Consider the following 14,733-nt stretch of genomic DNA (forward strand, 5'->3'; position numbering starts at 1 on the left):
GGCCATGGGCCGGGGGCGGGAATAGTCGCCGCCGTTTTGTGCCTGTGCACAATCAGGCCGGGCCGGATCGGGTCTAGACTCCGCGTGTGAGCGCACAGCTGAGGACCGGCGACCGCGTGGCCGAGCTGATCGCCCGTCTGCTGGCAGACGTGGACCGGCTCGCCGACGAGTTGACGGACGAGATCGTCGGCGGGGAGTACTCCTACGTCGAGAGCACGCTGCTCACCCGCGACCAGCTGCGCAGCGCGGTGCACGACAACCTGCGCACCCTGTTCACGGCGTTGCAGGGGCGGCCGACGACCCTGGACGCGCCCCGCGCGGCGGGACGGCTCAAGGCCGAACAGGGCATCCCCCTCGCCGCGGTCCTGCACGCCTACCGGCTGGCCGGGCGCTTCCTCTGGGACCGGATGCTGGCGGCCGCCGTGGACGAGGAGAGCACCCGACAACTGCTCCTCATGGCGTCCGACATCTGGGCGGCCATCGACGACTATTCCAGCGCAGCCGCCGACGCCTACCGCGCCACCGTCGAGGAACGGGATCGGCGCGACGCCGCCGCGCGCGGCTTGATGCTCACCACGCTGCTCGACGGCAGGGCGGGCAACGGCGTCCGCGCCTGGGAGATCGTCCGCGTCCTGGGGCTCGACCGCCAGGGCCCGTTCCTGGTGGTGTGCGCCGAGACCGCTGACGGCGCCGAACCGTTGCCCGGCGTGGAGGGCCGGCTGCGTACGGCCGGGGTCGGTTCCGAGTGGATCCGGCAGATCGGGGCGTGGGTGGGCCTGCTGGCGCTGCCCGCGGAGCAGGCGATCACGACGGCAGTCGACCACCTCACGGACCTCGCCCTGACCCGCATCGGCATCAGCCGCCCCTTCCCCTCCCCCGTGAACGCCCCAGCCGCCCGGCGGCAGGCACAGCTGGCCGTCCAGTGCCTGCCGCCCGGCACCCACGGCACACACCTCTACGGCACCGCGCCGATCTCCCTGCTCGCGGCGGCCTCCCCCGACATGGCGGACGAGGTCACCCACGCCGTGCTGGGGCCGCTGCTCGCCCTGCCGCGCGCGGAGCAGGACACTCTGCTGGAGACCCTCGACGCGTGGTTCGCCGACGGCGGCTCGACGACGGCAGCGGCCGAACGTCTGCACTGCCACCGCAATACGGTCTTGTACCGCCTCAACCGGATCGCCGAACTGACCGGGCGGCGCACCACGGACGCGGAGTCGTCGGCCGAGCTGTACATCGCCCTGCGGGCCGCTCGCCTGGGTTCCCGACCGGATGACGGCGGGACGATTCCGTAGGCCTCGGTTCGACGACACCGTCGAAGGTCGCCGCTCTCCTTCACTCCGGCACCGGGCGCATCTCCAGGAGTTCAGCCCCAGGGACCGGAACCTGGCCAGCAGGCCGTAGCGGTGCGCCTCGTCCAGAACTGGGCCGAACAGCAGGGCTGGTCGGACACGACCAAGTGGTCTACCTCGGAATGGCTCCGGCGAGCCTCTTGTGCAGGCGTCCGGCGATGCGGATCTCGTACCGCAGGGGTCTCCCCCGCGCGGGGCGAACGAGCGGTGCCGAGCAGACGTCGGATCCACGAGACCCGGCCTCGAGGGACAGCCGCCGCATGCGCTCCGCCGGGCTCCAGCAGTGGCTGGGCGACGAGCCGCCCTGCCGTGGCCGCGTCGCCCGCACCGTCAGCGCGGGCCGCTCGGACCGCCCGCCGGCAGGCCGTCGGTCATCGCCGCGGCGGAGTCCTCACGTCTGGTGCGACGCCCCCAGCGCCGAAACCCCGAACCAGACGGCCGAAGGGATCAAATACCCGCTGCGTGCTCTGGCGCAGATGACGTGGGGCTCCCCCAAGCCGGTGAGCACATCCGCCTACCGATAGCGGCCCCGGTCTGATGAGGTGCTCACCGCACACCATCAGACCGGGGCCGCCGAGGCCTGAGCACTCAGACCTTCACCAGTCCCTGCTCCTCATCCGGATCCGCACCCTTCGAACCGCCCGAGCCGGGCGAGCCCAACGAGTGGACCGAGTCGCCCTGCGTCCGCAGCCCCTCCCCCTCGACATCGACGTTCGGCAGCACCCGGTCCAGCCACTTCGGCAGCCACCACGCCTTCTTGCCGAGCAGGGCCAGGACGGCCGGGACGATCGCCATCCGCACGATGAACGCGTCGAAGAGGACCGCGATCGCCAGGCCGAAGCCGATCATCTTGACCATCGCCTCGCTGGAGCCGATGAAGCCGGCGAAGACCGCCATCATGATCACCGCGGCGGCCGTCACGACCCGCGCGCTGTGGTTGAAGCCGGTCACCACGGCCTGGCTCGGCTTCTCGCCGTGGATGTATGCCTCTCGCATCCGAGTCACGAGGAACACCTCGTAGTCCATCGCGAGGCCGAAGACCACGCCGATCATGAAGATCGGCATGATCGCCACGATGGGGCGGGTCTCCTCGACGCCCACGAGGTCGGCCAGCCAGCCCCACTGGAAGACCGCGACCACAGCACCGAGGGCCGCCATCACGCTCAGCAGGAAGCCGAGGGCCGCCTTCAGCGGGACGAGGATCGAGCGGAAGACGACGATCAGCAGCAGGAACGCCAGGCCCACGACCAGGACCAGGTACGGGATCAGCGCGTCGTTCAGCTTCTGTGCGACGTCGATGTTCATGGCCGTGGAGCCGGTGACCAGCACGTCCGCGTCCGTGTCAGCCTTGATGTCCGCGCCCGCGTCCCGGATCCCGTGTACCAGGTCCTCGGTGGTCACCGACGACGGCTCAGCGTCCGGGATCACGGTGATCGTCGCCGTGTCGCCCGCCTTGTTGGGGGCGGCGGGCGTCACGCTGGCGACGTCCTTGAGGCCCTTGATCTGGTCGGTGACCTCGGTGAATGCGGCATCCGGGTCGTCGCTCGCCTTCGCGTCGACGACGACCATCAGGGGGCCGTTGAAGCCGGGGCCGAAGCCCTCGGACAGCAGGTCGTACGCCCTGCGCTGCGTCGTGGAGGTCGGCAGCGAGCCATTGTCCCCAATGCCCAGTTCCATGGAGGCGGCGGGGACGGCGACGGCGCCGAGGCCGACGACGCCGAGGAGCAGGACGGCGATCGGACGGCGTACGACGAACCTCGCCCAGCGCGTGCCCATGTTGGGCTTGGCCTTGCCCGAAGCGGCCTTCCGCGCGGCCCGGGCGCCACCCAGGAACCTGCTCTTCTCGCCCGCCGGCTTGACCCTCCGGCCCGCGTAACCGAGCAGCGCGGGGATCATCGTCAGCGCGATGAGGACCGCGACGGCGACCGTGCCGGCGGCCGCGACGCCCATCTTCGTCAGCATCGGGATGTTGACGACGGACAGGCCCACCAGCGCGATCACGACCGTGAGACCGGCGAACACCACCGCAGAGCCCGCGGTGCCGACGGCCCGGCCGGCCGCCTCCTCGCGCTCGCGGCCCTCGGCCAGTTCGGTCCGGTAGCGGGAGACGACGAACAGGGCGTAGTCGATGCCGACCGCCAAGCCGATCATCGTGGCCAGCGTCGACGTGGTCGAGCCCAGGTCGAGCGTGCTGGCGAGGGCCGTGATCGCCGAGACTCCGATACCGACGCCGATGAGCGCCGTCAGCAGCGGCAGGCCGGCCGCGATCAGCGAGCCGAAGGTGATGACCAGGACCACCGCGGCGACCGCGATGCCGATGACCTCCGTGGCGCCGGTCTCGGGCGTCGCCTGAAGTGCGTCACCGCCGACCTCCACGGTCAGCCCGGCGTCCCGCGCGTCCTGCGCGACCTCCTCCAGGGCATCCCGGGTGCCGTCCTCCAGTTCCATGGCAGGGACTTTGTACCTGACCGACGCGTAGGCGATCGTGCCGTCCTCGCTGACGGCGTCGGCCTTGTACGGGTCGGCGACGGAGGCGACCTCGGAGCCGTCACCCAGCTCGTCAACAGTCTTCTGCACGGTGTTCTTGTTGGCAGCGTCCGTCATCTTCTCGCCGGCGGGTGCCTTGAAGACGACGCGGGCGGTGGCACCGTCGGCGCTCATCCCAGGGAAGCGCTGTTCCAGCAGGTCGAAGGCCTTCTGGGCCTCGGTGCCAGGGACGGAGAAGGACGTGTCGCCCGCCGCGGGGGCGCTGGCCGCGCTGACGCCGGCGAGCGCCAACAGTGCCAACCATATGAGGGCGACGAAATGCCGTCGCCTGAAGGCGAGTCGGCCGAGTCTGTAGAGAAACGTGGCCACGAGGGCGTACTCCCAGTCAGGTCGTGGGTTCTTCGGGCAGGGGTGATCAGCCCGGCGGGGAGGCAGGATTGATCGGCCGACGACGTGGGCGGCCACCGTCAGATGCTGAGTGCGGGCTTGTCAGGCGGTGGGCGCGGCGAGAGCGGGGAGGACCACGGCGTCGAAGTACGTAAGGAGGAAGTCCTGCGTCGGAGGCTGCTCGTCGATCAGCATGCGGCGGCGAAGGCGCCGCTCATCACCTGCACCATGAACCCGATCGCCGGGGTGTCCGTTCGCGATCAGCCGACTGGGCGCGCATCGTCAGGCTGGCGAGGAGCTCACCGACGGGGGGCACCTCGGGCCTGGAGCGGATTGGTGTCATGGAACTTTTTCATCCCTGTTCGACGTGCACCGGGGACCCCGCGAGAGGCCTCCGGCCGGAGGCGGAGCCGCCCAGACAGCCCAGAGGGCCACTTCACAGAAAGACCGGTCGTTCTACCACCCGATAGTAGCTCCCCTCGGAGTCCCCGCGCCACACGTCGACCCGATTGAGAGGCCCCTCACACATCCACCACTGACACAGAAGACCCCTGGTGCCGCCAGAGCCCGAAGATCAGCGAGGTGCTGCCGCTGCTCTACGTGCATGGCCTGCACTCCGGCACTTCGTGCCCGCGCTGGAGCAGGCAAGCTTGGACCCGTCGAACATCACCGAGACGAGACCCAGAGACACCGCTTCCGTTACCAGGCCCACGGACTCGGCGTGGTCGAGGTGCACGGCAACAGGGGCCGCCGAGCGGCGTGCTGCTGCGAGGGTCGCGAGGGCGACGGGTTCCAGCGCGCCGTGGTACTTGATGGCGTTTTCGCTGATCTGCAGCACAACGGGCGCGTTCGCTTCCTCGGCCGCGGCGACGAGGGCTTCGGCATGCTCGAGCTGGATGACGTTGAACGCTCCGACACCAATGCCTTCGCGAGCGGCGGCGCCGATGATGTCACCGGTCGCTGTGAGCGTCATGGATCTCCTCCAGGGGTACGGCAGGGCGGAAGGCTCGGTAGGCGTCGAGGTCGACGTCACCGGCGATCGGGGCGAGCACGGCGGCAGCTGAGAGGGCCACCGCGTCACGCAGCAGGTCCGGCCACGCCCGCTTGGCGGCCAGGCCGGCGGCGAGCGCGGCGACGCACGCGTCACCCGCGCCGGTCGGGTTGCCGGAGACCGTCTCGGCCGGGCGGGCGCGCCAGGCGCCGTCGGGGGTCACGGCGAGCAGGCCGTCCGGACCCAGCGATGCCACTACGGCATGTGCGCCCCCGTCGCGGAGTGACGACGCGGCGGAGAGCGGATCGGGCAGCCCGGTCGTGGCCGCGAGTTCGGCTGCGTTGGGTTTGACCAGTCCGGGGCGCGCGGGCAATGCCGCGGCGAGGGCCGGACCTTCGGCGTCCACGATGGTGATGCTTCGCGGCGCGTCGGCGACGAGCTGGGCGTAGGCGTCCGTGGGGACGCCGGGCGGGAGGCTGCCGGACAGGACGACCACGTGCGCCGTAGCCGCGAGATCGGCGAACCGGGCGCGGAACGAGGCCCACTCCTGCGCTGTCACGAGTGGTCCGGGTTCGTTGAACACCGTGGCGTCGCCGTGGGCCGAGGAGGCGACCGTCACCGTGCGCCTGGTTTCGCCGGCGACAGCAGCCAGTTCGTCGCGCAGGCCGGAGGCGGCGAGGTCGGCGCGGAGGAACTCGCCGGTGGTCCCCCCGGCGAAGCCGGTGACCGTGGTCTGGTGGCCGGTGATTCGCAGCACGCGCGCGACGTTGATGCCCTTGCCGCCCGCTCGGGAGTGCACCCGCCGCACCCGGTGGCTGGTGTGCGGGACGATGGCGTCCACGTCGTAGGTGACATCGAGTGCGGCGTTCAGGGTGACGGTGAGGATCACGTGATCCACGCTCCCTTCGCCATCACGTGCTGCACCGTCAGATCGGTGTCGAGTACGACGAGGTCGGCGTCCAGTCCGGTTCGGATGGCACCGAGGCGGTGGTGCAGGCCGAGGGCCGTCGCGGGGGTCGACGACAGGGCTTGTACGGCTTCAGCGACGGGGATGTCGGCGCGGACGGCGTTGCGCAGGGCTGCCGATGTGGTGAGGGTGCTGCCGGCGATCGAGGTACCGTCTGCGAGGTGCGCGGCGCCGCCCGCCACGCGCACCGGCAGACCGCCCAGCACATAGGTGCCGTCTCCGACTCCCGCGGCAGCAATCGCGTCGGTGACCAGCGCCAGGCGGCGGAGGCCGACCGTCTGCGCCGTGGCCCTCACCACGGCGGGGTCGAGGTGGATCCCGTCGCAGATCAGCTCAACGGTGATGCGTTCGTCCTCCAGCAGGGCGAGGACCGGGCCGGGCTCGCGGTGGTGCACCGGCCGCATTCCGTTGAACAGGTGGGTCGCGACGCTCGCGCCGGCCTCGATCGCCTGTCGGGTCACCTCGTAGGTGGCGTCGGTGTGTCCGATCGCGGCGGCCGCCCCGTGGGCGACCACCGCGCGCACCGCGTCCAGTCCGTTCGCCAGTTCGGGGGCGAGCGTGATCATGCGCACCGTGCCGTGGCCGGCGCGCAACAGCCGTTCGACGTCGGCTTGCGCGGGCGGGCGCAGCATTGCCGGGTCGTGCGCGCCGCATCGGGCCGTACTGAGGAACGGGCCTTCCAGGTGGACACCCGCGAGCAGACCGTCCTCCACCAGCTCGGCCAAGCTCGCGACGGCCCGTTCCAGGATCTCCAGCCGCGCCGAGACGAGGCTGGCCACCAGCGTCGTCGTGCCGTGTCGGCGATGGAACTCGGCCACCCGGCGGGCATCGTCGGCGTCGCCGGTCGCGAACGAGGCGCCGTCGCCACCATGTACGTGCATGTCCACGAATCCGGGAACCAGCCATTGTCCGCCGAGGTCCATGTCCACGCCGTGGGGCGGTTGACCCGTCCCGACAGCACTGATACGACCTCCCGCCGTCTCGACCCACCCCGGATCGAGGACACCCCCGGGTGTGACGACGCGGGCGAAACCGAGCACGGTCACCGCAGCCGCTCCCAGGCCAGCAGGGCGGCACCGAGCGCCCCGGCGCGATCACCCAGCTCCGCCCGCGCAAGACGCGGCCGACGCTCGAACGTCAGCCGGGCATCCAGTGCGCCGCGCAGCGGATCGAGGAGCAGGCCGCCGGACTCGGCGAGGCCGCCACCCAGCACGATCACCTCGGGCGCGAGCAGGGTCGTACAGGTCGCGAGGCCCGCGGCCAGCGCATCGACCGCCTCGTCCCACACCATCCGGGCGACAGGGTCGCCGCTGACGGCCAGATGAGCGATCTCACCGCCGCCCGAGGCGGCGCGGCCGGTGCGCTCTGCGTACCGTCGCATCACCGCCGCGGCGGACGCGACGGTCTCCAGGCAGCCGCGGCGGCCACAGCCGCAGGATGCGCCGGCCGGGTCCACGGCCACATGCCCGATCTCTCCGGCCAGGCCGCCGCTGGAAACCAGGTGGCCGTCGACGACCATCGCTGCACCGATGCCGGTGCCGACCGGGACGAACAGCGCGGTGACCGTGCCTCGGGCAGCGCCCAACCGGAACTCCGCAAGCCCGCCGGCGCGCACGTCCTGCCCGAATCCGAGGGGCAGCGCCAAGCGCGACTCGATCATGGAGCGCAAGGGCAGGTCGCGCCATCCCAGGTTCGCCGAGAGGATGGCGACCCCCTTGCTCTCATCGACGAGGCCAGGGACGACGACGCCTGCTCCCGACACGGTCCCGCCCGCGCGGCGGCCTCGCTCGGCGAGTTCAGTGGCGAACGCGACGATCGCGTCGACAACGGCGTCGGGGCCCTGATCGCGTGGGGTGGAGCGGGTCTCCTCGTGAAACCTGTGCGCCGCCGCGTCCACCAGGGCGCCCTTCAGACGGGTGCCACCCACGTCGATCGCCACCACGAGCTCGGGCGAGGTGGTCACTGTGGGGACACTACGCGCGAGCCGGTGAGGATCACCGAGCGGGTGAGATGACGGGGATGGTCCGGGTCGACGCCACGCCCCGCCGCCATCTCCACTGCGACACACTGTGCCCGGACGAGTTCGGCCATCGGATCGAGTTCGCTGACGACGAAGGTGCCGCCGGTTCGCGCGATGTCGTCGGCCAGGCCGACCGGCGGTTCCCCGAACATCCAGGCCGGCCGACCGGGACCCGTGATGCTGATCGGCCCGTGCCGGTACTCCAGCGCGGGGTAGGACTCCGTCCATGCCCCGGCCGCCTCACGCAGCTTCAACGCCGCCTCGTGTGCAAGGCCGACGGTCCAGCCGCGGCCGAGGAACGTCAGCTGCTCCACCCGGACCAGTTGCGAGTCCGGCTCGGCCTCCAGGGCCTTTCGCGCATCGGCGGCAACCGGCGCCAGGTCATGGCCGAGCGACGACCGGAACAGGGCAAGCGTCGTCGTGGCGAACCGGGTCTGCACCACCGACCGCTCATCAGCGAATTCCAGCACTGCGACAGCATCGGCAGCGTCGACCACGGGCGTTCCGGGGGTGGCGGTGATCGCCGCGGTGGGGACCCGGCCGCGCACCCGCCCGAGCAGGTCGAGCACCTCGGTCGTCGTACCGGAACGGGTAATCACCAGGACGCGGTCGTAGGGTCGGCCGAGCGGCATCTCCGACGGTGTGAACGCATCCGTCTGCCCCTGCGCGGCGGACTCGCGCAGCGCCGCGTACGACTGGGCCATGAACCACGATGTCCCGCAGCCGACGACCGCGACCCGCTCGCCGGCCCGAGGCAGCACGCTGTCGTACTCGCCGAGCAGGGACGAGGCGCGCAGCCAGTACTTCGGCTGACTGGAGATCTCTTCGGCAACGTGACTCATCTGCATTCCTCATTCCGAGTGGATTCCAAGTAGTTGATTCACGCCGAGCTCTTGCTCGGCCGGGGTTGTGGGTCCGTGGCCGCGGGGACTTCCCTCTTTGCGCGGAGAGGCCGGTGCACCGTCGTTCCGCCGCTTGTCGACCCGGGATCACGGAGCTCAAAGGAGCGAGGGTTCAGGGGGCGCGACCGGGGATGGCGAACCAGACGGATTTGCCGTCGGCGGCGGCTGAGTAGAGGCGGGTGGGTTGGACTGCGCAACGGCCCCCGGAGAGCCGCGCGATGATGCCGAGCCCCCGGCCGCCGTCCTGCAGGGCCCCAAGCTGGTCCGGGACGGCCCCCGCGGCGAGTCGGGCGGCGATGACGTCGAGCTGGTCGCCGGTGTCCGCGATTTCGATGACCAGCGGGAGCCCACCGTGGGAGATGATCCGCAGCTCGCAGGGTCCGGGCGCGTGGATGGCCGCGTTCGTGGTCGCCTCGGAGACCATGACGGCCAGGTCTTCCAGCAGGCCTGGATCGTCGATGTGTTCGGCGAGCTGGTCGAGCACGGTCTGACGGGCGTACCGGACCGGGTTGGGTACGCCCGTCAGGGGCCGAACGGTCGTGTGCAGGGCGTCCATCAGGTCAGCAGGGTGGGCTGCTGTGCGGGGCCGGTCGGTGACGGAGTCGGGGGCGTTCACCGCAGTGCCGCCTTCGGCGCGTGGTCGCGGACGACCATCAGCCGCCGACCGAAGTTGTCGACGAGACGGGCGCGTTCCTCGGCCAGGGTCCGGGCCCCGAGGACCGTGCACGTCCGCGCGGACATCGATCGGGGACTGATCATGTCGCGCGTCCTCCTCGGGAGGGGATGGGCCGTGTCGCGCGAGCCGACTGCATCATGATCCGGAAGGGGGGAGAGCAGATCTGATGGCGCCGGCAATGGCCACACAGACAGAGGATCGGCAGGGTGGATGACCCTGTCGGACGTGGCGAGGTGGGGCGGAGATCCCCTGGATGACAAGGGATCTCCGCCACGTTCCTAGCCGGGGAGCTTCCACTTCTGGTTGTTGTCGCCGTTGCAGGTCCAGATCACCAGCTGGACAGGGCTGGTGCTGCTCTCCGGGTCGTCCAGGCATCGCCCGGACTGCGTGCCGCGCAGCGTACCGTCGGCTTGCTGAGTCCACTTCTGGTTGTCACCGCCGTTGCAGGTCCAGATAGAAACCTTGGTGCCGTTCTTCGTGGCCTGCTCAGGGACGTCCAGACACTTGTTGCCGCCGATCCTGACCGTGCCGTCGGCCGGGTTGTAAGTCCAGACCTGCGCGAAAGTGTTGTTGCAGGTGTAGATCTTCACCGGCGTGGCGTTAGTGGTGTCGCCACCGGCGAGGTCCAGGCACTTGCCGGAGATGCCCGAAGGGACGGGGCCGACACGGGCGAGGATCGGATTGGTCCCGGGCGTGACGGAGAAGGCGTCGAACTGCTGCGTCTTGTATCCGCCGCCGGTCGTCGCGACGGCGGAGTCGACCGTGCCCAGGCCGGCGCGGCCGTGAGCGTAGGTCGAGTCGGTGACGCTGCCGAGCACCGTACCGTCGACCTTGGCGGTGAGGGTTGAGGTCAGGGCGACGGAGTGCCAGCGGTTCGTGCCAAGGGCCGCTGTGGTGCCGCTCACCAGTTTGGTGAACTTCCACGAGGAGTCGCTCTTGAGGATCGACCAGGCACCCGTGTCGCTCAACCGCAGGTGGTACGCCTCCAGGCCGTTGTTGTTCCTGCCCTGCATGGTCACGCGGCCAAGGAGTTCCACCGCGCCTGGTTGTTCCAGCATCGCGTCCGCGCTGACGGTGTAGTTGCTCCACGCGTCGTCGCCCATGAAGGTGTACGGCGCGTAGTACGACTCCCCGGTCCATCGGATCGGGGCGGCCGTGGCCATTTGACGCAGGCATGTGCCCCCGCGTGCGCCACCGCAGGACACGGTCTGGAAGGCGCCGTTCATGTCCGTGAAGTACTTCGGAGACGAGGTGTCGCCCTTGGTCTCGAAGTCATTGGACTGCGGCAGGCTCAGCGAGGAGGCCGCCGGCGATCCCGCCGTGCCCTTGCCCTGCCCGTTTGTCGTGCTCAGCGTGTAGACACGGCCGGGCTGCAGCGTCACGGTGTATCGGCCGTCGGAGGGGGTGACATCGGTGGTGTGCGCCAGGTTGTCAGCGGCGCTGTCCGAGTTGGCGTTGACGTTCGTGGCCCACACATGGACCTCATCAGTGGACAGGCCGCCGGTGACCCGGACATCCAACGTCTGCGGGGCGGTGGCCTCCGTCGTCTCGATGATCGTGCTGTAGTCGTCACCGTCGGGCGCTCGCAGCGTCACATAGCTGCCGTTGGACCGGTCACCGCCCAGATAGCCACTGGCGGAATCCTGGTACCGCCATCCGATCCGGGTGAACTGTGTCGTGTGGGCCATGACCCAGGCGGTCTTGCCGACGCGATAGTGGCCCGACCAGGGCTGGTTGGCTGACACCAGCCCATTGAAGGCGAAGTACGTGTTCGGATAGAGCGAGCCCACCAGCGGCCAGTTGTAGTACGCGGTCATCCGACCGTCGATGTAGTCCCGGTTGAGTGCCCGCGCCACCGGCGCGGCGCCCGCTTCGGTGTCCTGTGATCCGTTCTCGCTGGCCCACAGTGGCTTGCCGATGTTCTGCGCGGTGCTCGTGCTGTTGCAGGTGGTGAACGGGTGGTTGTTGCCGATGGCCCCGCCGTTTTTGTAGCCGCACGGGTAATGCACGCCGATGACGTCCACCGCGTCCCGGAACGCCGCGTCCGCCTTCATGTCGTCGGCAACCGCCCAGGAGTCGCTGTCAGCCGCCACGACCTTGGTTGCGTAGCCCTTCGAGACCAGCGCCTTCTTGAGGTCGACGTACCACCAGGCCTTCCAGCCCCGCTCGTTCCAGCCGCCGAGGTAGTCGATGGTCAGGTTGTGCTTCTTGGCGCAGTCCATCCAGCCCATCAGGTAGTCGATCGTGTCGCTGGACCAGAAGTTCCCGTCGGGGATCCAGCCCGGCGCGCCCCAGGACAGGCCGGCGAGCTTGATGTTCGGGTTGCGAGCCTTGGCCTCGCCGGCCAGCCACCACTCATAGCCGGCGTTGCAGTCCACGGCGCCCTTGGTGTGCTCGTGGCTGGGTTCGGCGCCGTCGGTGGAGTTGGTGTCTCCTCCGATCTCAAGCTTGAGTGTCTGCAGCGAGGCGCCGGTGCCGGGCTTGAACAGGTAGTCCAGGATCTGGCTGCGCTGCGGTTCCGGATAGTCGACCAGCAGTCGAGTGTTCCCTCCACCTCCGCTGATCGCGCCGGCTCCGTCGAACACCCGGCCCGGCTCGGTGCCGTCGACGGTGATCGACGTCGAGGCCGCGGCGTATGCGCGCGGAGACGCCTCCATCGCGGCTGTCGCGCTCAGTATCAACGCCATAACCGCGAGCAGGACAATATGGCTCCGGGATCTGCGAACCACGCTGGCTCCTTAGGGACTTCGCGCAGGTTGGGATGCTGACCCGCCCCCATGCCCTGGCTGCCGGCGGGGGCGCGGCGCCGTGATGGCAGTCGTCCACTGACGGCCAGCGGGATGAGTGAGGGGTCGGGCTGGGCCGGTGCAGCCGTCTGTCGCAGGACTGGCTCTGATTCGGCTCGGCACCGTTGGGTCAGGGTTTGCCTGGACGTCTTTCGTTGCCAGAAGCATGAACGTGACCCACCGGCTCGACCATGGACAAATTGAGGCGGTAGATGGACATTCGCAAGGCGCGATGCAGGCATCCCAATAGCAGTCCATGGTGCGGCGGAACCCTGGGGATAATCGGTCTCCCCCAAGCAGAAGAACGAGCGACCGTATGCAGGGCAACAGCATTTATGGGCCGCTTTGAATACAGAGCACTGTGTTGTATCAGGTCCAGAACTGCTGCTCGCGGAACGTGCTCGTGGGCGCTCGCCCGCGTCCGCCCGATCGTGTGGAAACTCGGCCTCGACCGGATCAGCCAGTGGTCCCACCAGGTCGGGTTCCGCCCGTCCTCCTCTCTGCCCGACCACCCCGAGCACGGCGACGCCTACTGGTACGTCGCCTCCACCCGCCGCCTGGACAAAACCGACCGGTGCGCGCAGGCGCTGCGTGGGGCCGGGGACGAGGTCACCGTCGAGATCGACCACACCCTTCCGGCCACCTTTCGTACGGCGGGCTGGAGCAGGAGCGGTACGACCGCGCCGACGCCCGCGCCAAGCGAATGGGCCGACAAACGCCTCGAAGTGCAAGCCCCGCCGCAAGATGTCCATGGACGCCCTACCTGCCCCGAGGCGAAGGTTGCCGCCATCGATACAACCCCCCAGCAAGGCAGGGAAAGGATCCACCCATGCGCAGAACCTTCGCGCTCGGTATCGCCACAGTTCTGGCGGTGTCCGGCCTGGCAGGGTGCGGCGGAGACAACGAGGACGGGCCCGAGGCCAAGCAGACGAAGGCGGGTCCGGTGACCATCGAGTGGTGGGGCTGGGCGCCCGGTTACGACAAGGCCGCCGCCGCGTGGAACGCCGCGCACCCCGACATCACGGTGAAGTTCACCCAGACCGAGTCCGGGGCCAAGGGCGGCTACCAGAAGATGCTCAGTGCGGTGAAGGCCGGCAACGCGCCGTGCCTCGCGCAGGTCGGGGCGGAGACGCTCCCCAGCTTCCTGGTGGAGGGCGCGGTCGAGGACATCACACCCTATGTCAAGGACAGCGCCGCCAAGTTCCAGCCGTCCGCGCTCAAGTCCGTGACGTTCGGCGGCAAGCAGGTCGCCGTGCCGGTCGACTCGGGTCCGATGGGCCTGTTCTACCGCAAGGACATCTTCGCCAGGCACAAGATCTCCGTGCCCAAGACATGGGAGGAGTTCACCGCCGCCGCCGAGAAGCTGCACGCCGCCAGCCCCGGCACCTATCTCACCTCGTTCAACCCCGACGACATGTACGGATTCAGCGGCCTGGCGCAGCAGGCCGGGGCGAAGTGGTTCAGCACCGAGGGCGACGCCTGGAAGGTGGCTGTCGACGACGAGCCCACGCTCAAGGTCGCGGCCTACTGGCAGAACCTGATCGACAAGAAGCTCGTCGACGTCCAAGCAGCATGGTCCGACGCCTGGTTCAAGCACTTCAGCGACGGGAAGATCGCATCTTTGGTCGGCCCGGTCTGGATGACCAAGGTGCTGGAGGACTCGGTCAAGGGCACGAGCGGCAAGTGGGCCGTCGCCCCGATGCCGAACTGGGTCGCCGGACAGACCGCGACCGGCAACGTCGGCGGGTCGCCCAACGCCGTGCTGAAGGGGTGCAAGAACCCCAAGGAAGCGGTGGAGTTCTCCACCTGGCTGTCCACCGACACCTCTGCCTTCGACGGTCTCGTCACCAACGGCGGTCTGTTCCCCACGACCGTCAACGGCGCCGCGCTGCCGTCGATCGGGACCGGCCGCCCGTTCTACGGCGACCAGCCGGTCTTCCAGGTCTTCGCCGAGGCGGCCAAGACGACCGTGCCGGACTTTGGCTGGGGGCCGGCGACACCGGAGCTCAACGAAGCCTTCAACGCGGCGGTCGGCGACGCGGTGAAGAAGCAAGGCACGCTCACCGAGGCCTTCGCGACGATCCAGACGAAGGCCGTGGAGTCCCTGAAGGGCAAGGGCCTGACCGTCAACCAGTGACCACCCGATCCGGGGCGCTCCAACCGCAGGA

At 69.6% G+C, this 14,733-nt stretch carries 11 protein-coding genes; 2 read left to right on the forward strand and 9 right to left on the reverse strand.

The window, feature by feature from the left end:
- The first annotated feature begins 86 nt into the window (after positions 1-86).
- A complete protein-coding gene (locus tag ACFY0T_RS43015; protein WP_388883851.1) occupies positions 87-1,292 on the forward strand; it encodes a PucR family transcriptional regulator in 1,206 nt (401 codons plus the stop codon).
- 645 nt (positions 1,293-1,937) lie between these two features.
- On the opposite strand, the gene ACFY0T_RS43020 is transcribed toward ACFY0T_RS43015, so the two are convergent.
- From ACFY0T_RS43020 to ACFY0T_RS43060, 9 genes are all read right to left on the reverse strand, one after another.
- The gene (locus tag ACFY0T_RS43020; RefSeq protein ID WP_388883853.1) at positions 1,938-4,205 is read right to left on the reverse strand and encodes an MMPL family transporter; all 2,268 of its coding nucleotides are present in this window, start codon (positions 4,203-4,205) and stop codon (positions 1,938-1,940) included.
- 592 nt (positions 4,206-4,797) lie between these two features.
- Positions 4,798-5,196, reverse strand: a complete 399-nt coding sequence (locus tag ACFY0T_RS43025; RefSeq protein ID WP_388883855.1) for a class II fructose-bisphosphate aldolase — start codon at positions 5,194-5,196, stop codon at positions 4,798-4,800.
- Positions 5,174-6,103: a 1-phosphofructokinase family hexose kinase gene (locus ACFY0T_RS43030; protein ID WP_388883990.1), complete on the reverse strand. Its 930-nt coding sequence runs from the start codon at positions 6,101-6,103 to the stop codon at positions 5,174-5,176. Before ACFY0T_RS43030 ends, ACFY0T_RS43025 begins: the two co-directional genes overlap by 23 nt.
- Positions 6,100-7,227, reverse strand: a complete 1,128-nt coding sequence (nagA, locus tag ACFY0T_RS43035) for an N-acetylglucosamine-6-phosphate deacetylase (RefSeq protein WP_388883857.1) — start codon at positions 7,225-7,227, stop codon at positions 6,100-6,102. The genes ACFY0T_RS43030 and nagA overlap by 4 nt, the downstream gene beginning before the upstream one ends.
- Positions 7,224-8,144, reverse strand: coding sequence for an ROK family protein (locus ACFY0T_RS43040; protein WP_388883859.1), 921 nt, complete (start codon positions 8,142-8,144; stop codon positions 7,224-7,226). Before ACFY0T_RS43040 ends, nagA begins: the two co-directional genes overlap by 4 nt.
- A complete protein-coding gene (locus ACFY0T_RS43045; RefSeq protein WP_388883861.1) occupies positions 8,141-9,043 on the reverse strand; it encodes an SIS domain-containing protein in 903 nt (300 codons plus the stop codon). Before ACFY0T_RS43045 ends, ACFY0T_RS43040 begins: the two co-directional genes overlap by 4 nt.
- A 172-nt stretch (positions 9,044-9,215) precedes the next feature.
- Positions 9,216-9,719: an ATP-binding protein gene (locus ACFY0T_RS43050; RefSeq protein ID WP_388883863.1), complete on the reverse strand. Its 504-nt coding sequence runs from the start codon at positions 9,717-9,719 to the stop codon at positions 9,216-9,218.
- Positions 9,716-9,862, reverse strand: coding sequence for a hypothetical protein (locus ACFY0T_RS43055; RefSeq protein ID WP_388883865.1), 147 nt, complete (start codon positions 9,860-9,862; stop codon positions 9,716-9,718). Before ACFY0T_RS43055 ends, ACFY0T_RS43050 begins: the two co-directional genes overlap by 4 nt.
- A 195-nt stretch (positions 9,863-10,057) precedes the next feature.
- Entirely contained in the window at positions 10,058-12,466 is a 2,409-nt protein-coding gene (locus ACFY0T_RS43060; RefSeq protein ID WP_388883867.1) for a ricin-type beta-trefoil lectin domain protein, read from the reverse strand.
- A 928-nt stretch (positions 12,467-13,394) separates the two neighbouring features.
- On the opposite strand from ACFY0T_RS43060, the gene ACFY0T_RS43065 reads away from it, so the two are divergent.
- A complete protein-coding gene (locus ACFY0T_RS43065) occupies positions 13,395-14,702 on the forward strand; it encodes an ABC transporter substrate-binding protein (RefSeq protein WP_388883869.1) in 1,308 nt (435 codons plus the stop codon).
- The last annotated feature ends 31 nt before the right edge of the window (positions 14,703-14,733 follow it).

Source organism: Streptomyces sp. NPDC001530 (genome assembly GCF_042894545.1).
Taxonomy (GTDB): domain Bacteria; phylum Actinomycetota; class Actinomycetes; order Streptomycetales; family Streptomycetaceae; genus Streptomyces.